Source organism: Levilactobacillus humaensis (genome assembly GCF_024345185.1).
Lineage (GTDB): Bacteria > Bacillota > Bacilli > Lactobacillales > Lactobacillaceae > Levilactobacillus > Levilactobacillus humaensis.
Map to the genome: position 1 here is coordinate 1 of NZ_BROB01000040.1, position 17,771 is coordinate 17,771.

The following is a 17,771-nucleotide window of genomic DNA, read 5'->3' on the forward strand; positions in this document are numbered from 1 at the left end:
ATTGGTTCAATAAAGATCGAATTTCGATGAAGACAAAAGGCTTGAGCCCTATAAATTATAGGAATCAAGCCTCAGTAACATAAATTAAATTACTATTTGTCTAACTTTTCTATTGCACTTCAACTGTGGTAACTCTTTTTTATGCAATTAATTAGATAAGCGTCTTGTCAAAATGGTAAAGTCGATTCTTTTGCATGTGTGCAACTTGGTCGACCGTATCATGATAAGTGGCGCTCAAGTAAAGCTCACTACTAATGATTTGGATGTTTTCCATTTCAACACCAACACCATCAGCATCTCCTGCATCCTTATTCGTAAAATCAGACCACGCACCGTTAAGCACGCGAGTAGGGTCCCCGACAGCATCAGCATTAGCCCCTACCTTAAATTTCCAAATACCCTTAGCACTCTTCCCAGTCTTGTCACTAGGATCACCAATACCCTCTTCACAACCAACATACACAGAACCTGCACTCGTTAATGCGAATCCTTGCAGTGAACAATGCTGACTTGCTTTTGTGACAGGGAAGATTTTTTTCTTCTTCGTCGCCGTAAAGTCACTCACAGGGCCATACTTAGTTCCCTTAATTGTAATCTCAGGGTTGGCCTTATTAAACAATGCATCAATATCATCAAGGTTATAAAGTGCCATAATACTTTCTGTAGCTACATTTAAAACCCATACAGCAATCTTTGATTCATCGTAGTCGATAGCAAATTCAACACGGTCTAGATCGACTAAAGCAGAAGCCTTACCACCAACGTTTTGAAGTGAACCAATCCGCTTCAATGTATCATAATTTACGAACGCATTATTATTACCAAAATCTTCTACTGGAATTCGAGTAAGTTGCGTCGCAAACTTATTGGTAGACCCTTTTACACTTGTCATCTTTGTAGCAACAATTAAATAAGTCTTACCGTTCCGATGATAGACTTGAAGTGAGCCAGAATGACCAGCCTTATATTTTTTATCGACACTGCCTGTGATTCTATAATTAGACACAGGTGTAATATGATTTTGCTTAGCATCCGTATTAGAAACATCATAATTATACTTTACAATCCAAGTTTCCGTCCCGCCATGGCTCTGGAATACACCATAGCCAACACCTGGATCTTGCTTGTCAATCGCAAAACTTTGTAAAGCATTTTCAGGAGTAAGATCAGAAGTTCCAAAATTAGATAGCAAATGAGGAGTAACAGACATAATAAAACCCTCCGAATAAATTTATTTGCCATCAGCGCTGATAACAATATTAAGTATATTCGGGTTAGAACCTCAGTGCGTGCAACTTTCGTGCTTTTAAAACTATAACAGGCCGAGCAAATGCCCGGCCTGTTTTCTAACTATCCTTATCCACTTTAAACAACGTTTTAAGTTCCTCATCATGTCTAGCGATCTTAATGTCGTGTTCATGTAGCTTGTCGTCTATGGCTCGATGTTCCCGATCTTCATTTTCCCTATTCACATGCACTTCGTGTGTTAGAGACTTTACAGCATTGCTGAGATCCCGATTCTGCTCGTTCATGGGTTTTATCACAATGATACGGAATAGATAAAATACTCCCCCGCACACTGTGCCAATAATTCCCAATAAACTCGCCCAATCCTCAACACTTAGACCGAGAAAGCGCAAGATTGATCACCCCTTCATGTACTTTACTTGATTGACGTCCGACGTAATGTACATGTCACGACTGATCATAAGGCTGTGAGCTGTCTTGTCTGCAGGAACACACACTAGCGAGCTACCTTTGGCTAACGTCTCGCCAGCTGTCCCAGTGAGTGTTGGATCAGTGTAAACCGGCACTGAATCAGCTGTAATGGTGTACAAGCCACTCTCTTGTAAGAACTTACCCACATCGGCTTCAACGGCCGTATTAGGGATGTTATCGGTTGCCATACTATCACCATTCATTTTCGACGTTAACGACGAAAAAAAAGAGGTCATGATGACCACCGCTTTCGCGGGTCATCATGACCTCTTTTACTGTTTCGTTATGCGCCCAAGAAGATTCGAACTTCCACCGGGTTTACCCCGACAAGATCCTTAATCTTGCGCGTCTGCCAATTCCGCCATGGGCGCATTAACTCACAAGAAATAGTATAACAAATGATCCGGGTGCTGACAATATTTTTTGCAAGTTAATTCAAAAAAATCTGAACTTATGCATCTGTGAGGACGGTTGCTCCGGCCGGATCAAGCTCTAGGATCCGCAGACTACCGGGCAAATCAGCCGTTGCTAGCTTGTTTCGTAGCAATGTTAATTGTGGTGACGTCCCGAAGGTCACAACGGTTGGACCAGCCCCACTGAGGTAAGTTCCCGTGATTCCTTGCTCGTGAGCCGCCGTCCGAATCAAGTTCAGTTCGGGAACCAGCTGAGAACGGGCCTGTTCATGGAATTCATCGCGCTCAATCATCCGCGTAGCTAATTCCCAGTTTTTCTCCAACAAAGCCGCCACTAACACGTTAGCAACACTGCTGGCATGAACCGCCGTCTTTAACTCAACACGTTTTGGCAGCGCCTCCCGACTCTTCCGTGACAACAACTGCTGCCCAGGAATGAAGACTAGCACCCGCATGTTGTCTGGTAAAGGCAACTGAATGGCATCGGCGTGGTCATCGTTGACCGTCGCCACAGCCGCTTGGCCTAATAAGGCCGGCGCCACGTTGTCCAACGTTCCCCCGAGCTTAACAGCCCAGTTCAATTGTTCCGAAATACTCAGATCCAGCTCACCCAGTTCGTTAGCGATCTTGATACCCGCCACGATAGCACTGGTGGAACTGCCTAGCCCGCGTGAAACGGGAATGTCTGACATCACGGTCAGCTGATGGGGATGAATCTTAGGAGCGACCTTGAGGGCCGTTTGGACCATCAGGTTATTTTCATCACGGGGAATCGCCGTGCCTAGGGCATGGTTAACTCGCCACTTATCCGTTTCTTCCTCGATAATCACTGTTAAATAGAGATGTAATGCGGCACCGATTGAATCGATTCCGGGTCCTAAGTTCGCCGAAGTCGCTGGTACCCGAATAATTGTTTTACCCATCTTCACTAACCTCCTAATTTGCCTGTGGCCGGGTGACCGCCATCACGGTCCGCTGCCACTTTAAGCGTCCCCGACAGCGACCGCAAACGAGTTTGTTCACGTTGAGCCGCCGGGCCCGATAATACTGATAATGACACCGCGTGCATTCATAGAGCTGCCAGCGTCGCGGTTTGGGCGCTACCGGCTGAGGAGCCGGTGCATAGCGCAAGCCGCCCACCTGCTTCAGAAGTGCCTTGAATGCCGCCGTGCGATGCTGGCCACTCTGACCAGCTAGATGCAAGTGGTAGTGGCACAATTCGTGCTTGATGATCCCCACTAACGTCGCCTGTCCATGTTCGCTGAGCATTCGCGGATTAATCTCGATACTGTGATCGGTCAGTTGATACCGACCCCCCGTGGTGCGCAACCGGGAGTTGAACCACGCGCGATGCGTGAAAGGTTTCCCAAATGACGCCAGAGAAATCTGCTCAACCAACTGCTGTAAGTCTTGGTCAGTCATGCTGCTCGCCACGCATCGTGAGTTGAATCCGCTGGCGTTGTTCGTCCACGGTCAACACCCATACGGTTACCACATCACCAATCGTGACAACAGTGCTGGGGTCACTGACAAAGTGATCGGCCAGTTGCGAAATGTGCACCAGACCGTCTTGTTTGACGCCAATGTCCACGAAGGCCCCGAAGTCTACCACGTTGCGAACCGTGCCTTGGAGTTCCATCCCCGGCTTCAAATCGGCCATGGTGAGCACATCCTGCCGCAGTAACGGTGCTGGCATGGTGTCTCGCAAGTCTCGCCCAGGTTTGCTGAGCCCATCGATAATATCTGTGAGGGTGGTAGCCCCAATGTCGAGTCGTTGGGCCCACTGCTGCGTGTTGATCTGAGCCAACTGCTGTTGCAGCTTCGGAGTCCCGATTGCCGTAACCGGTGTTGTCAGTCCTTGTAACAACTTTTCCGCCGCCGAATAACTCTCGGGGTGAATGTCGGTGTTATCCAGAGGCTGGGTGCCGGCAATGATTCGTAGGAAACCCACGGCCTGTTGGTAGGCCTTAGGTCCCAGTCGTGGCACCTGTTTCAACTCCTGGCGACTCGCAAAGGCCCCGTGATCATTACGATAACTCACAATATTCTTAGCCGTCGTCGCCGTCAGCCCCGAAATATGGGTTAGAAGCTCCGCACTGGCAGTGTTCACGTTGACCCCCACCTGGTTGACCGCCGTCTCGACAACGCGGTCTAGCTGGCTGTCTAAGGCCTTCTCGGGCACGTCATGTTGATATTGCCCAACACCCACGGCCTTAGGGTCAATCTTAATCAGTTCAGCCAGGGGATCCTGTAACCGCCGACCAATACTGATGGCGGAACGTTCCTCGACGTGTAGATCCGGGAACTCACCCCGAGCCGCCGCACTGGCCGAATAAACCGACGCCCCGGCTTCGTTGACTAGGACATAGTAGATTGGCTGGTCCAGGGTCTTTAAAATGTCACTCACGAATTCTTCGGACTCCCGACTGGCTGTTCCATTCCCAATCGCAATCATTTCAACATGATACGTCGTCAAGAGCTTCTTGAAGGCGGGACCCGCGGCGGCCCGTTTCTGTTGACTGGCGGGCTTGTGAGGGTAGATTACCTGTTTGGTTAGGAAACGGCCATTGGCGTCCATAATCGCCAACTTACACCCGGTTCGGTAGGCCGGATCAAAACCCAGCACGACCTTGCCCTTTAAGGGGGCCTGCATCAGCAGGTGATAAAGGTTATTCCCAAAGACCTGAATGGCATGAGTATCGGCCGTATCCGTCAGCTTCCGCCGTAATTCCCGTTCAATCGCGGGTCCCAGGAACTGTTTGTAGGCATCCTCGAAGGCCGCGTTGACGCGAGCAACGGCCGGACCGTGATGCTGGCCGACGAGGCGAAAATGTCCGTATTGCAGAATCGAAGCCGGATCGACACTGATGCCAACCGACAGGACTTTCTCTCGGTCACCCCGGTTAATCGCCAACACGCGGTACGGGGGAATCTGATTCAACCGTTGATGAAAATCATAATAAGTCGCATAAACCTGTTGCTCGTCGCGGTCGTCAGACCCGCGCCGCCGCTTACTGGTGAGTTCACCGTGTTGCCAGGTAAACTTTCGAATCCACTCCCGAAAGGCCGCCTGTTCGCTGAAGGCCTCCGCTAAAATCTCGTGGACCCCAGCCCAAACAGCGGCCACATCTGGCAACGCCTGATCGGGCTTCACATAGGTCTTAGCACGAGCATCAAGATCACCCGTGGGAAAGGTCAGTAACCATTGAGCCAAGGGCTTCAGACCATGTTGAATGGCCACCGTCGCCTTGGTCTGTCGCTTCTTCTTGTAAGGCAGGTAGAGATCCTCCACCTGTTGAAGGGTCGCCGCCTGAGTCAGTGCTTGCTTTAGCTTTGGCGTCAGCGCCTGTTGATCAGCAATAGTGCCTAAGACATCTGCCCGACGTTTGTTCAATTTAGCCAGCCGAGTGGCCTCGTCCTCGATATCTCGAATCGCCACTTCATCCAACGATCCCGTCCGTTCTTTTCGGTACCGGGCAATGAAGGGAACCGTATTCCCCTCATCCATCAGCGTGAGCACGGCGCGGATCTGGTCGACGCGGTACTGCCCAAGTTGTCGGTGAACCGACGGGGCTAAATCAACCAATTTTTCTTCTCTTTCAGTTGCCATGCAAACCCTCCATCACTTCTTAATCGTCTCTCGGGGCCGTCTTCAGATGGTCCACTTCACATACTCGTATTATACCATCTTAGCCGAGGTGGGTCGCCCGATTCTATGTTCGCGTGCCCCAAATTATGTCGGATCACAAAACGGGGTCGGAACAACCGTCCCTTCCCCGTTAGCATTTAACTTTTAAGCTTACATTGGACTCGTCATGATGCGTTGCGTCGCCGCCGTGACCTTTTCCATGGCGTTCTCCTGCGTCGCTTCCGCGGCATCGAAGGCGGCCTGATCAACTGCCTGGTGTTCGACGTCTAGGCTATCGGTCATCGCTTGGCAGGCATCCGTATAAGTCCGGTAGGCTGCGACTAATGACTTGTGCTTACCCAGAATTCGAACCGGCACACTGGCCTGTTGAAGCTGGTTAAGCTTGGCCTCATAGGCATCGGTTCCCCGTTGGAAATTGTCGGCAATCTTCTGTAGGTCGACCTGTGAGAGCTCGCCCACTGTTTGATTGTCCAGGGCGTGACGAACGGTTTCAAAGTCGCCGTTCATGGCTTCGCCGCCATCTTCCGTTTCCTGTAGGACTTGACTTAAAACGCGAATATAACTGTTCATATTATTCTTTTGCATGGCTATCCATCCTTTGTCTGTGACCTACTTCTGCCAGAACGTATCGTATACGTTGACTGGTAAATGCCGCTTGTGGGCGGTCTTTTGATACCATTGTTCAATTCTTTCGGCGGCAGTCTCACTCACTGGCTTGCCTTCCAGGTAGTCGTCGATATCCTGGTAACGAACGCCAAGCGCTGCTTCATCGGGCAAGGCTGGCCGGTCGTCTTCCAGATCGGCCGTTGGGACCTTCTTGTAGAGGTGTTCTGGGGTCCCCAGAAAGGCTAACATCGCCGCACCCTGGCGCTTATCCAGCCGCCAGATCGGGCAAATGTCGGTTGCGCCGTCACCATACTTGGTGTAGAACCCGGTCACGGCCTCGGCCGCATGGTCAGTCCCCACAACGGCCCCGGAACGGGCGCCAGCGATGGCATACTGTGCAATCATCCGTTGCCGGGCCTTGATATTTCCCTTGTTGAAATCACTGATGGGACCACCATTGGCTTCCACCGCTGCCACAATGGCATCGGTAGCCGGTTGAATGTTTACGCGTTGGACCTCGTCAGCCCCCATGAAGTCAATGGCCATCATGGCATCGTCCTCATCGGCCTGTTCGCCGTAAGGCAACCGTACCGCAATGAAACGATAGTCTTCGTCGCCAGTCTCCTGGCGAAGTTCGGTAACGGCCTGTTCACACAACAGACCAGTCAACGTCGAATCCTGTCCGCCAGAGATCCCGAGCACCAACGTCTTCATGAAATCATATCGTTTGAGATAATCCTTGAGGAAATCCACGCTTCGCCGAATCTCCGTTTCCGGATCAATTGTTGGTTGAACCTTCAACGCTTCAATAATGGTTTTCTGCATTGCTCGCATATTTCCATCCCCCTAAATTCTAAACGCCTAACCTATTCTGGCATCTTTTGAACATACTGATGAATCTCTTGGATGAGGGCCATCTTGTGGTCCCAACAATCTTGCGACAGGTCCACCGGATACTTCTGTGGGTTCAAGTCACGCTTGTACTCTGGCCAGAGATTGGCCAAAGCCCCGCGACAACGATCCCGAATGGCAGACAACGCTGGTAATTTGTAAACCAACTCGCCATCTTCAAAGATTGATTGCAGGATTGGCCGTGCATTGAAATCATTCACGGTTTTATTGATATACGTAAAACTTGGGTGGAACATGAAGATACTCTCCTCACGTCGGGGATCTTCATCGGCCAAGGTCACATAATCCCCCTCGGTCTTGCCATCCGCCTTCTTGGTAATCCGCCAAACTTGTTTCTTACCTGGCGTGGTGACCTTCTCAGCATTGTTGGATAACTTAATGGTGCCCTTCATCTCGCCATGGTCATCGGCGATCGAGACCATCTTGTAGACAGCCCCTAAGGCCGGTTGGTCAAAGGCAGTGATCAGCTTGGTCCCAATGCCCCAGACGTCAATCTTGGCATCTTGCATCTTCAAACTCTGGATGGTCTTTTCATCCAGGTCGTTGGACGCGTAAATTTTAGCATTCGGGAAGCCAGCTTCATCCAGCTTTTGGCGAACCCGTTTAGACAGGTAAGCCATATCCCCGGAATCAATCCGGACCCCTTGGAAGTTGATCCGATCGCCCATCTCCTTGGCAACGGCGATGGCGTTCGGCACCCCACTACGCAACGTGTCGTAGGTATCCACTAGAAAGACACAGTCGCTATGCGTCTGCGCGTAAGCCATGAAGGCATCGTGATCATTGCCATAGGCCTGAACCAAGGCATGCGCGTGGGTGCCGCTGATCGGAATACCGAAGAGCTTCCCGGCGCGAACATTAGACGTGGCGTCAAAGCCACCAATGTAGGCGGCCCGAGTCCCCCAGATTGCGGCGTCAAATTCCTGCGCCCGTCGTGTCCCGAATTCCATCAGGGCATCATCCCCAGCGACAGAACGAATCCGCGCCGCCTTCGTGGCAATCAACGTTTGGTAGTTGACGATGTTTAAGATCGCCGTTTCAACCAATTGGCAGTCGGCCAACGGTCCCTCGACCTGTAAGATCGGTTCGTGGGCGTAAATTAATTCGCCTTCCACCGCCGAGCGAATCGACCCGCGGAACTTGAAATTCGTCAAATAATCCAAAAATTCTTCCGGATAATCTTCAGCTTCTCGTAAATAATCGATATCGGTTTGGGAAAAATGTAAATTTTGGATATAATGAACGATGTGCTCCAAACCAGCAAACACCGCATACCCATTGTGGAATGGCATGTCGCGGAAAAAGACTTCAAAGACCGCGTGTTTGTCGGCAATTCCCTGTTGATAATACGTCTGAATCATATTGATCTGATAGGCATCCGTGTGCAGTGTATAACTGTCGTCGGGATACAAATTCGTCATAATGAGTTTCTCCCTTAGCTGGTTTTGAGCTGGCTTGATTTCATTTTCAATTCTAATAGACTTATTTTAGCATGAAACCCATGGAGCGTCATACTTTTTAACATGGTCATCGGCTCTTAATTAGTCCGGATGACAATCCTGAAAGGAGTCCCTATGCAACCTTCATTCTCTACGGTTACCGTGCTTGGCGTTCCCTTCGTCAACACCACGGCTGACCGCCTGCTAACCACGTTACAAGCGCGTATCGTGGCTGAACAAAATACCTTCGTCGTCACCGCTAATCCTGAAATTGTAATGTACGCGCATGAACACCCGGAATATCAACGGCTGATTCGCAACGCAGACTACATTACCCCCGATGGCGTGGGAATCTTAGACGGCGCTAAAATCTTAAATCAACCGCTACCGGAACGGATTACCGGCTTCGATACGATGCACGCCCTCCTCGCGTGGGCTGGCCGAGAACACCGCTCAGCCTACTTCGTGGGTGCTAAGCCCGAGGTGGTTGCTGCGTTGAAACAAACCTTACCACGTGACTTCCCGGGACTCGTCATTGCCGGCATTCACGACGGCTATTTCGACGATGATACCGCAATTGTCGCCGATATTAAAGCCACCCAGCCCGACATGGTCTTCGCAGCCCTCGGTTTCCCCAAACAGGAAAACTTCGTCGCCCAACATCGACACACCACCAAAGGCCTGTGGATGGGCGTTGGCGGCAGCTTCGACGTCCTCGCCGGCGCCGTCGACCGGGCACCCAAGTTCTGGCAAGAACACCATTTGGAATGGGCCTACCGGACATTTAAGGAACCCAAGCGCCTTAAGCGGATTGCGATTATCCCCCGCTACCTCCATTTGGTCCGTCAACAGGCAAAGCAACAACACTAGTGGTGGCGTATCCGTTCCATTTCAATCACTGAAAGTTCACCTTGAGACTCTGTCCGTAACTGGGCAGGGTCTTTTTGTTTAAAGCCGAGTTGACTGTAAAAAGCCTGCGCCGCGCGATTAGCCGCGAGAACTTCCAAATAAATCCGATCGGTCGTTGCGTCTAGGTCTGTGAGGGCCGCCGTCATGAGCTGCTGACCGACGCCTTGATGCTGCACGCTGGGATGAACATAGATCGAATAGATCTCGCCCCAACCTAACCGATCAGCCTTTCTGGCAGGACCCGCGGCACAAACACCCACTACCTGGGTGCCCTGAAAGGCCAACCAGGTCTGCTGCCAACGACGTTCGGGGTGCCAAGTTTCGACCGTCAATTGGTCCAAAAATTCTGCAGCTAGCATGCCCGCATAAGCCGAGCGCCAGACCGTCAGATACAGTTCTGCGACTGCCTGAAAATTATCGTCACGTCTCGCTCGTCGAATAAACATAAGGAGCCCCCCTTTTAAAGTCCCTGGTTCAGTAAGGGCTGCCCGTCACGATCAAGCAGTGGTGTTAGTCCGGTTCCGGCATAGTTAGTGCTCAACAGATACTGGACCCCTGTTTTCTGGTCCGTAATAACCGTAAAGGACACCCCACCGTCTGCCTTGAACTCGGTTGTCTCAAAGCGTCGTTCTGTTTTCATATTTTCATTCTCCTTTTGAAAAAGTAGGGCCGTGACAGATGTCATAGCCCCACTTTGTATTTTCAAATTTACTTTTTGAAACGTGTGATCACAGGCAGTCGACTCCGCTTAACCCTGATGACCAAACAATCCAAGACCAGGATTATTCGGTCATCCGCGTTAATGCTCGTCAACTAACCGCCTTTGATCACACTTTTTACTTTTCCAAATAAAACTCAAAACGTTCCCCAACATACTGGGTCCGCACGTATTCGAATGGCGTGCCATCCTGTAAACAGGTCACCTGACGAAGCCGCAAGATCGCGTCGCCACGCTTGATGTTCAGGTATTCTGAAATCCGTTCGGAGGCCGACATGGCGGAAACCGTCTGTTGTGCCTTACCGGGATTCAGGCCCTTCTTATCTTCGAGCGCGCGGTACAGAGAACTCGTGACTTCTTTCTTACTGAGGCCATCAACCAGTCGTTCTGGGACGGTCGCCACTTCAAAACAAATTGGCACATCGTCCCCGTAACGAATACGTTCCATCCGCAACACGAGGTCCTCTTCGCTAAGCTTTAACTTTTCGGCTTCACTCAGTGAGGGACTCATGACGTGATAGGAAATGGTCTTGCTGGAAGGCTGCTTGCCCTGAGCCAGCATCAGGTCCGTAAAACTCGTGACCCCAGACATCTTTTCTTGAACCTTCTGGTTGGCCACATAGGTTCCAGACCCCACCTGGCGTTCGAGGATCCCCTCATCGACCAGGGTTTGAATGGCTTGGCGTAAGGTCATCCGACTCACATCAAACTCACGCGACAACTCCCGTTCTGACGGAATTCGGTCGCCAACCGCCCACTTTCCAGCTTCAATCGCGCGCTTAATGTCATTATGAATTTGAATATAAATCGGTGAACTCACAGCACCCAACGTCCCTTCTAAAAATCCAACTTTAAGTTATTTGTTCTTTTGACTAAATTCTCGGCCCAAGCTGTACGTCGTTTCCAACTGGAAGCCCGGCGTCATCACGTTAAGATCCGCGTCACGACCGGGTTCGAGCTTGCCCTTCTGTGTTAACTGAAATTCTTCAGCCTGGTTAACCGAGCTCATCTGAACGGCCTCATTGACGTCACAACCCGTAAACAACATCACGTTGCGGAAAGCTTCATCGTAACGCAAGACGGAGCCCGCCAAATTACCACTCTCGAGCCGGGCTTGCCGGTCCTTAACGATGACCTTCTGACCGCCAAGTTCACTGACACCCTCGGGCATCCCCTTGGCGCGCATCGAGTCCGTCACCAATTCTAAGCGGTGCGGTCCCTTCTGTTCGTAAGCCAGCTTGATCATGTCGGGCACAATATGGAACCCGTCACAGATCAATTCACAGTAGAGATTATCCTCTAACATGGCATGTCCGGTCACTCCGGGTTCACGATGCTTGAGGCCCCGTTGCGCATTGTACAGGTGGGTCACATGTGTGGCCCGGCTGTTCAACAATTGCGCTCTGGTGGCATTCGAGTGACCCACGGAAGGCACGATGCCATTGGCTAAACAATATGTTTCAAATTTAGCGGCACCGGCATCTTCTGGGGCATAGGTAATCAGCTTGACCCGACCACCAGACAGCATATTCCACCGGTCCAACAGGGCCACGTCGGGATCCTTGATGTAGGCTTCCGGCTGCGCACCCTTGTAAATGGCCGCGATGAAGGGGCCTTCCAAGTGAACCCCCTGAATCACGGGGTTGCGCTCGGCAGCCGCCGCAATTCCAGACATGGCGTGGTCAATCGCTTCATTCGACTGCGTCATGGTCGTGGGGAAAATCGTGGTGATCCCTTCATAGACCATTTGATTAACCATTTGATCTATTTGGTCGGGGTCACCATCCATACTATCATATCCATAGCCCCCGTGACTATGCACGTCAATAAATCCTGGCACAATCGTGCGGCCAGTGACCACGTGAACCTCATCGGCCGGTTGGGGCCGAAAGTCTGCCACAGGTCCAACCGCTTCAATCTGGCGGTCAAACCGCACGTAACCGTCGGCAATAATGCTATCCCCGGTGTAAATCTTTGCGTGTTTTAAGACAATACTCATGAGTCTCCTCCTAATCAATACTGACAATCTCAACATCATTATTGTAATCGGTATAGACCAAAAATGCAACTCACGCGGTCTCGGTTAAGCCGGACCCCCGGCATCACGTTTGATCGTGGCGTCAATTCCTTTAACAACAGCGGTCATCAAGCCCGCCTCTTCCATGGCTAACAGGCCAGCCACGGTACTGCCGCCTGGTGAGGAAACCTGGTCGATGAGTTCAAAGGGAATCTTGTTGCTACTAAGCACCATCTTGGCGGAACCCAAGGTGGCCTGCGCGGCAATCTGGGTCGCTTGATCCTTGGTCAACCCATGCTTAACGCCGGCTCGACTCAGGCTATCGATGAAGAAGTCAATGTAGGCTGGCGAACTGCCGGCCAGGGCACTGAACACGCCAAATTGGTCTTCGGCCAGTTCAGTCGTATCACCAATGGTGTTGAAAACCCGTAGCGCTGCGGCCAAATCATCCCCGGTCAGGGCAGCACTGGCGGCGACGGCCGTCATTCCAGCCCCTACCTCGACGTTGACGTTTGGCAGTGTCCGTAACGTTGGGACTGATTCGCCAACGAGGTCGGCGATATCCCCGAGTGAGAGTCCCGCCACAATTGAGATCAGCACCTTGTCAGTTCCGGCTAAGTCGGCCTTAATTTCCTTTAGCACGGCTGGGGCCACGTTCGGTGTGACAGCCAAGACCACGAGGTCGCTGGACTGAACCACCTTTTGATTGCTGAGCGCAGCGACGAGGCCATGCTCCTGCGCGTAAGGCTGGTAGCTCTCTTGCCGATGACTGTGAACCACGATCTCCGTGGGCGCAAACGTCTGAGCCTGTAATAGGCCGCCAATAATGGCGCGGGCCATCCCGCCAACACCAATAAATCCAATCTTCATCTAAATTTCCTCCTGCGGTAGGTGGGTCTTAAACCACCGATTTATTTGTTTTAACCGTTCAATTCTTAAATTTGGTAAGCCCGATCGGGACAGTTCGTGGGTCGACTCTGGGAAGAGCACTAACTGAGTCGCCACCCCAGCCTCCTTTAAACCCACGTAGAAGGCCATCCCTTGCGTTACCGGACAGTGTCGGTCTGATTCACCATGTAGGATTAAGATTGGCGTAGACGCGTCCTTAACGTGGGCTAACGGTGATAATTCCCACAAGACTGCCACATCCGTCATGTCCTGTGCCATTTCCCATTTGGTGAAAAAGTACCCCATGTCACTCGTCCCATAGAAGCTCACCCAATCCGATATTGACCGCTGGGTCACGGCCGCCGCAAAGCGTGTCGTGTGGGTCTCAATCCAATTGGTCATGAAGCCCCCGTATGAACCCCCGGTCACACAGAGCTGCTGCGGATCGATGGTCGGGTCGAGTTTCAACGCGGCGTCGGTTCCGGCCATCAAATCGGCAAAGTCACCCTCACCATAATGCCCAATCACTGCCGCCGAGAAGTCTTGACCGTACCCGGTACTCCCCCGCGGGTCAATGGCAATTACGCCGTAACCCTGACCGACCAGATACTGAAATTCATGGTAGAAGCTATAGCCATAGTTGACCTCAGGGCCACCGTGAATGTAGAGAATCGCGGGATGCTGGGTCCGCGGCGTTACCGGTGGGAAGTACCACCCGGAAACGGGAAAATCTGTCGTCTGAAAGGTAAAGGGTTGACCAGCCACGAGGGCATGGGTGGCCTCATACTGCGCATTGGGATTAACCAACTCACGTTCCGTCATCGTTGTTAGGTCAAGGGCTTTCAACCGACTCACACTGGTCATGGTCGTCTCGGTAAAGACAATCGTACGGTCATCAACGACGGAAAAGTCTGTGATACCCCGGTTACCGTCAAGCAATGGCGTCACACGTTCTCCCGTTGCCGTCTGACGGATCAGAGACACCCGTCCGGCCACATTTTCCAAGGTTAAGAGGGTCGCTGGATCCAGCCAGGCCATCGATTGACCCGACTGGCCGTACTGGCTGTCATTGGTCAGCTTGTCCCCGACCTCAACGTCGCGGGGGGCCGTGACATCTGTCAGGTCGCCAGTGGTCAGATCGACCACCCAAGCGTGGGCTTGGGCCACATCCATGATGTGATTATCCAACCCCCACATGGCCACGTGCGTTCCATCCGGACTCAAGACGGCGCTATCGAAGATGCCTTGCGCCTCGTCGGCATTCAGTAACCGATCGGCATTGCCATCGAAGCTATGCCAGTACACGCCCACACTGAAGTCCTGATCGTCATCTGGCAATCGTTTGCGTCCATAGACCAACCCCTGGGCGTTAGCCGCCATGACCTGAAAGTCACTGGACTGTTCCAGAACGACCGACTGATCGCCGGTCTGACAATCATAGCGCAGGCACTGGTAGGTCAGGCCCTGTGGGAGAATGCCCGCCCCATTTTCCTGATACCACAAGCGCGTCACAACGTGGGGCTGTGGGAATTCCGTTGGTTCCGGCTCACCCACGACCGTTTGAAAGTAGAGGACGTGCCCATGCGCGGCCCAGACAGGATTATCGATGTCGCGGTCACCCTTGGTCAATTGCACGGGAGCTCCCCCAGTCAAATCGACCCGAAAGAGCTGGGTGTGACCGTCAATCTGACCGGTAAAGGCCAGGTAGCGATGGTCAGGACTCAACATCAGCTGAGAAACCGTCACGCCTTCCGGACTCCAACGGCGCCGATCATCCCCAGTGGCCAGACTGACACTAAAAATACTGGACTGGTTCCGATTTCGTTGCTGGTCTAGGTAGCTCTCCAGGTAGTAAACCCGTCGACCGTCACTCACCGGTTGAGCCAGTGAGCGCAAGGCAAACAGGTCTTCTGGCTTCACGACTTCTGACATCATAAGACCCCCACTTTCCCCGTTAGGATACGAAATGGTCTGGCGCAATTATTAAGTCGACTTTAGCGAAATTCCCCACAATTGTCAATTCTTCCTACCGGTTGCGCACTTGTCCTGGTCAACCCAACTCGCTAGTTTCACGGCGTCGGTGTTATGAAAGGAGTGGTGGGTCTCCGCGTGATGTGGGCGCGCTAGTTTGAAAATAAGAACTGTTTTTCATCCCGCCGAGAGCATAGAAAAAGCCCGCAACAATCACCCGTCACGAGCCTTACACGCTACATTAAATTAATTGTTACGTCGACGATCGGCTAGACCTAACCAGCTCAATAAGCTGAGGCCCAGTAGCCCCAACCACTGCCATGGCGATTGTTGTTCACCGGTCTGGGGTAGCGTCGTGGTCATCTGATGGTTCGCACTCTGAGTCGACTTTGGCGTCGTTTCAGTTGGTGCGGTCGTCAATGACTGACTGTTGCCGTTTTCCGCCAGTTGACCAGTAACCGTTAGGCCAGCATGCTGCTGACTAGCTGGTGTGTCCTTAGATGTCGATTTGCTTGGCTTCGTTGCCTTCTTAGCTGGTTGTGCTGGCTTGGAAGGCTTCGTTGCTGGCTTACTAGGCTTGACCGGCTTAGTTGGTGTCGTGGGATCAACAGGTTTGTTCGGATCATCTGGATCCACCGGTGTTACCGGCGTGGTTGGGTCCGTCTTCTCCGGAACCAAGATCAATTCAAGATCCTGCGTCCCATAATTTCCTTCACTCTGATCACCAGTATCACTTGAAGTCAGGACCAGTGATAGCGTTCCGGAACTTTGACCAACCGGTAACGTGTCGTTAACGGCATCATACTTGAGGACTTCTCCACTCTGCGTGGTAAAGGTTAAGTTCCCAAGTGGCAGATTCTGTAAGCCTAATTTTTCCAAAATTGCTGCTCGAACTGCCAGTGCGGTGTTTCCTGTCGTCTTGACCGTCACGTCCTTAAGGCTCTTCTGTGCCGCGAAAGCATCCCCAGGGTCCTGAGGTCCATTAGGATCGTCAGGATCCACCGGCGTGCCAGAAAACGAAGCAATGTTTTCTGTCGCATTGATCCGTTGTAAGTCGTTTCCGACAAACGCATGGTTCCCTAAGTTAGCCACTTGATTGCCAAACTCAACGGCACCCAGATCGTTATCTTCAAAGGCCGAAGCCCCGACATCAGTGACCGAATCGGGTAACGAGAGAGCTCCGGTCAAGGCATTGCCCTTAAATGCCCCGTCACCGATTGTTTTCACACTATTACCTAGAATCAGCGTGCTCAGTTGGTTTGTCTTAGGTGTTCCGTTAAAGGCACTAGAACCAATCGTTGTCACTGAATCAGGAATGCTTAATTCACCCGCTAACTGATTGCCATCAAAGGCTGAATTTCCAATAGTCGTTAATTTGGACCCAGCGGTAGTTCCCAGAGTCAAATCTTTCAAGCCATTGTTTGCAAAAGCACTGTCACCAATTGAAAGTGCGTTAACTGTATCAGGAATTGTCAAAGTTGTTAACTGATTACCAGCAAACGCCGACTTCCCAATATTATCCAAAATCACCTGATCGGACTTTTCCCAAATCAAACCAGTTAAATCATTATCTGCAAATGCACTATCACCAATTGATTTGACTGTATCAGGGATCGTCAATGTTCCAGCTAGTATGTCACCGGAAAATGCTGTGTCACCAATTGAGAATGTATTTTCTCCAATGGTCAAATTGTTTAGCTGCTTGTTATTGGCAAAAGCACTCGTGCCAATGGTGAATTCAGACTTCTCATCCACGGGATCAACCTGGTCTGGTATAACAACACTTGTTAGATTGTCGCTATCAAAGGCAGATTCACCAATCGTAATGAGATGCTTGCCGAATATCACCTCGCCGCCCAGCGCTTTATTATCTGCGAAGGCTCTTTTCCCAATCGTTGTGACTGTAGCTGGTATGTCTACTTCTGCTAAGTTGTCGCCATCAAAGGCAGATTCACCAATTGTAGTGAGTTGAGAACTAAGCGTTACTTTGTTCAGAACACTATTTCCAGCAAAGGCTCTCTTCCCGATGGTTGTGACACTATCTGGTATATCAACCTCTGCTAAGTTATCGCCATCAAAGGCAGACTCACCAATTGTACTGAGCTGAGAAAGCTTAGTACCTAGTGACACCGTGCTCAGGCTACTATTCTTTGCAAATGCACTAGCACCAATTGACGTGACTGTATCTGGTATGTCGACAGTCGAGAGATTATTTCCAGCAAAGGCTGAAGCACCAATCGTAGTGGTATTAGCGCCCAAATGCAGCGTCTGCATGCCATTATTGGCAAAAGCTCCTTCACCAATAAGTGTCACATTGTCAGGAAGTACCAAGTTGGTCAAAGCATTCCCGGCGAAAGCATCGGCACCAATTCCCCACATTCCTGATGGGTCAAAGGTCACTGAAGTCAATTTAACCCCAGTATTCGCAAAGTTAAAAGCATTAGCCCCAATTTGATAAGGGAGATTGTAAAATATAACCGAACACTTGTAGACAAAAAAGCCCATAGAGGCCTTTAATAGAATTACCACA

Annotated in this window: 17 protein-coding genes and 1 tRNA gene; 2 read left to right on the top strand and 16 right to left on the bottom strand. The window is 51.1% G+C overall.

From position 1 onward, the window contains the following. Window positions 1-83 (top strand): IS3 family transposase (locus tag OCU14_RS11275; RefSeq protein WP_373875087.1); only part of this gene is annotated, 83 nt, incomplete at its 5' end. A 68-nt stretch (window positions 84-151) separates the two neighbouring features. Here the strand turns inward: OCU14_RS11275 and OCU14_RS10290 are convergent. The 9 genes from OCU14_RS10290 to OCU14_RS10330 form a co-directional block, all read right to left on the bottom strand. Then, a complete protein-coding gene (locus OCU14_RS10290; RefSeq protein WP_261810951.1) occupies window positions 152-1,210 on the bottom strand; it encodes a helveticin J family class III bacteriocin in 1,059 nt (352 codons plus the stop codon). A gap of 436 nt (window positions 1,211-1,646) precedes the next feature. Continuing rightward, window positions 1,647-1,907 carry a hypothetical protein gene (locus tag OCU14_RS10295; protein ID WP_261810952.1) on the bottom strand — a complete coding sequence of 87 codons (261 nt, stop codon included), beginning with the start codon at window positions 1,905-1,907 and terminating at the stop codon, window positions 1,647-1,649. 98 nt (window positions 1,908-2,005) lie between these two features. Further along, window positions 2,006-2,090 (bottom strand) — tRNA-Leu (locus OCU14_RS10300). Between the two features lie 80 nt (window positions 2,091-2,170). Continuing rightward, window positions 2,171-3,055 (bottom strand): homoserine kinase, encoded by an 885-nt coding sequence (gene thrB / locus OCU14_RS10305; protein WP_261810953.1) that lies wholly within the window; start codon window positions 3,053-3,055, stop codon window positions 2,171-2,173. A 13-nt stretch (window positions 3,056-3,068) separates the two neighbouring features. Continuing rightward, window positions 3,069-3,554 carry a SprT family protein gene (locus OCU14_RS10310; protein WP_261810954.1) on the bottom strand — a complete coding sequence of 162 codons (486 nt, stop codon included), beginning with the start codon at window positions 3,552-3,554 and terminating at the stop codon, window positions 3,069-3,071. Beyond that, window positions 3,547-5,742: a Tex family protein gene (locus OCU14_RS10315; protein WP_261810955.1), complete on the bottom strand. Its 2,196-nt coding sequence runs from the start codon at window positions 5,740-5,742 to the stop codon at window positions 3,547-3,549. Before OCU14_RS10315 ends, OCU14_RS10310 begins: the two co-directional genes overlap by 8 nt. A gap of 189 nt (window positions 5,743-5,931) precedes the next feature. Beyond that, the gene (locus tag OCU14_RS10320; RefSeq protein ID WP_261810956.1) at window positions 5,932-6,366 is read right to left on the bottom strand and encodes a hypothetical protein; all 435 of its coding nucleotides are present in this window, start codon (window positions 6,364-6,366) and stop codon (window positions 5,932-5,934) included. 24 nt (window positions 6,367-6,390) lie between these two features. Beyond that, on the bottom strand, window positions 6,391-7,221 hold the full coding sequence (gene nadE, locus OCU14_RS10325; protein WP_261810957.1) for an NAD(+) synthase: 831 nt from the start codon (window positions 7,219-7,221) through the stop codon (window positions 6,391-6,393). Window positions 7,222-7,253: 32 nt separating this feature from the next. Further along, window positions 7,254-8,720, bottom strand: coding sequence for a nicotinate phosphoribosyltransferase (locus OCU14_RS10330; RefSeq protein ID WP_261810958.1), 1,467 nt, complete (start codon window positions 8,718-8,720; stop codon window positions 7,254-7,256). A 153-nt stretch (window positions 8,721-8,873) separates the two neighbouring features. Between OCU14_RS10330 and OCU14_RS10335 the strand changes: the two genes are divergently transcribed. Beyond that, on the top strand, window positions 8,874-9,608 hold the full coding sequence (locus tag OCU14_RS10335; protein ID WP_261810959.1) for a WecB/TagA/CpsF family glycosyltransferase: 735 nt from the start codon (window positions 8,874-8,876) through the stop codon (window positions 9,606-9,608). On the opposite strand, the gene OCU14_RS10340 is transcribed toward OCU14_RS10335, so the two are convergent. The 7 genes from OCU14_RS10340 to OCU14_RS10370 all read right to left on the bottom strand — a co-directional run. Beyond that, window positions 9,605-10,093: a GNAT family N-acetyltransferase gene (locus tag OCU14_RS10340; protein ID WP_261810960.1), complete on the bottom strand. Its 489-nt coding sequence runs from the start codon at window positions 10,091-10,093 to the stop codon at window positions 9,605-9,607. The genes OCU14_RS10335 and OCU14_RS10340 overlap by 4 nt on opposite strands. Window positions 10,094-10,107: 14 nt before the next feature. Continuing rightward, window positions 10,108-10,287 carry a DUF6440 family protein gene (locus OCU14_RS10345; protein ID WP_261810961.1) on the bottom strand — a complete coding sequence of 60 codons (180 nt, stop codon included), beginning with the start codon at window positions 10,285-10,287 and terminating at the stop codon, window positions 10,108-10,110. Between the two features lie 196 nt (window positions 10,288-10,483). Next, window positions 10,484-11,185: a GntR family transcriptional regulator gene (locus OCU14_RS10350; RefSeq protein WP_057877500.1), complete on the bottom strand. Its 702-nt coding sequence runs from the start codon at window positions 11,183-11,185 to the stop codon at window positions 10,484-10,486. Window positions 11,186-11,221: 36 nt separating this feature from the next. Beyond that, window positions 11,222-12,364: an N-acetylglucosamine-6-phosphate deacetylase gene (gene nagA / locus OCU14_RS10355; RefSeq protein ID WP_261810962.1), complete on the bottom strand. Its 1,143-nt coding sequence runs from the start codon at window positions 12,362-12,364 to the stop codon at window positions 11,222-11,224. Between the two features lie 84 nt (window positions 12,365-12,448). Then, window positions 12,449-13,252, bottom strand: coding sequence for a pyrroline-5-carboxylate reductase (proC, locus tag OCU14_RS10360; protein WP_261810963.1), 804 nt, complete (start codon window positions 13,250-13,252; stop codon window positions 12,449-12,451). Then, window positions 13,253-15,202: a S9 family peptidase gene (locus OCU14_RS10365; RefSeq protein WP_261810964.1), complete on the bottom strand. Its 1,950-nt coding sequence runs from the start codon at window positions 15,200-15,202 to the stop codon at window positions 13,253-13,255. A gap of 285 nt (window positions 15,203-15,487) precedes the next feature. Next, the coding region (locus OCU14_RS10370) for a leucine-rich repeat domain-containing protein (protein ID WP_261810965.1) at window positions 15,488-17,771 on the bottom strand (2,284 nt) is incomplete at its 5' end.

What these genes read in the sequence shown, in the direction of transcription:
- nadE (WP_261810957.1), bottom strand. Translation starts at nt 7,221, where the DNA reads ATGCGAGCAATGCAGAAAACCATTATTGAAGCGTTGAAGGTTCAACCA.
- OCU14_RS10345 (WP_261810961.1), bottom strand. Translation starts at nt 10,287, where the DNA reads ATGAAAACAGAACGACGCTTTGAGACAACCGAGTTCAAGGCAGACGGT.
- OCU14_RS10290 (WP_261810951.1), bottom strand. Translation starts at nt 1,210, where the DNA reads ATGTCTGTTACTCCTCATTTGCTATCTAATTTTGGAACTTCTGATCTT.
- OCU14_RS10330 (WP_261810958.1), bottom strand. Translation starts at nt 8,720, where the DNA reads ATGACGAATTTGTATCCCGACGACAGTTATACACTGCACACGGATGCC.
- OCU14_RS10295 (WP_261810952.1), bottom strand. Translation starts at nt 1,907, where the DNA reads ATGGCAACCGATAACATCCCTAATACGGCCGTTGAAGCCGATGTGGGT.
- nagA (WP_261810962.1), bottom strand. Translation starts at nt 12,364, where the DNA reads ATGAGTATTGTCTTAAAACACGCAAAGATTTACACCGGGGATAGCATT.
- OCU14_RS10365 (WP_261810964.1), bottom strand. Translation starts at nt 15,202, where the DNA reads ATGTCAGAAGTCGTGAAGCCAGAAGACCTGTTTGCCTTGCGCTCACTG.
- OCU14_RS10320 (WP_261810956.1), bottom strand. Translation starts at nt 6,366, where the DNA reads ATGCAAAAGAATAATATGAACAGTTATATTCGCGTTTTAAGTCAAGTC.
- thrB (WP_261810953.1), bottom strand. Translation starts at nt 3,055, where the DNA reads ATGGGTAAAACAATTATTCGGGTACCAGCGACTTCGGCGAACTTAGGA.
- OCU14_RS10310 (WP_261810954.1), bottom strand. Translation starts at nt 3,554, where the DNA reads ATGACTGACCAAGACTTACAGCAGTTGGTTGAGCAGATTTCTCTGGCG.
- OCU14_RS10315 (WP_261810955.1), bottom strand. Translation starts at nt 5,742, where the DNA reads ATGGCAACTGAAAGAGAAGAAAAATTGGTTGATTTAGCCCCGTCGGTT.
- proC (WP_261810963.1), bottom strand. Translation starts at nt 13,252, where the DNA reads ATGAAGATTGGATTTATTGGTGTTGGCGGGATGGCCCGCGCCATTATT.
- OCU14_RS10335 (WP_261810959.1), top strand. Translation starts at nt 8,874, where the DNA reads ATGCAACCTTCATTCTCTACGGTTACCGTGCTTGGCGTTCCCTTCGTC.
- OCU14_RS10340 (WP_261810960.1), bottom strand. Translation starts at nt 10,093, where the DNA reads ATGTTTATTCGACGAGCGAGACGTGACGATAATTTTCAGGCAGTCGCA.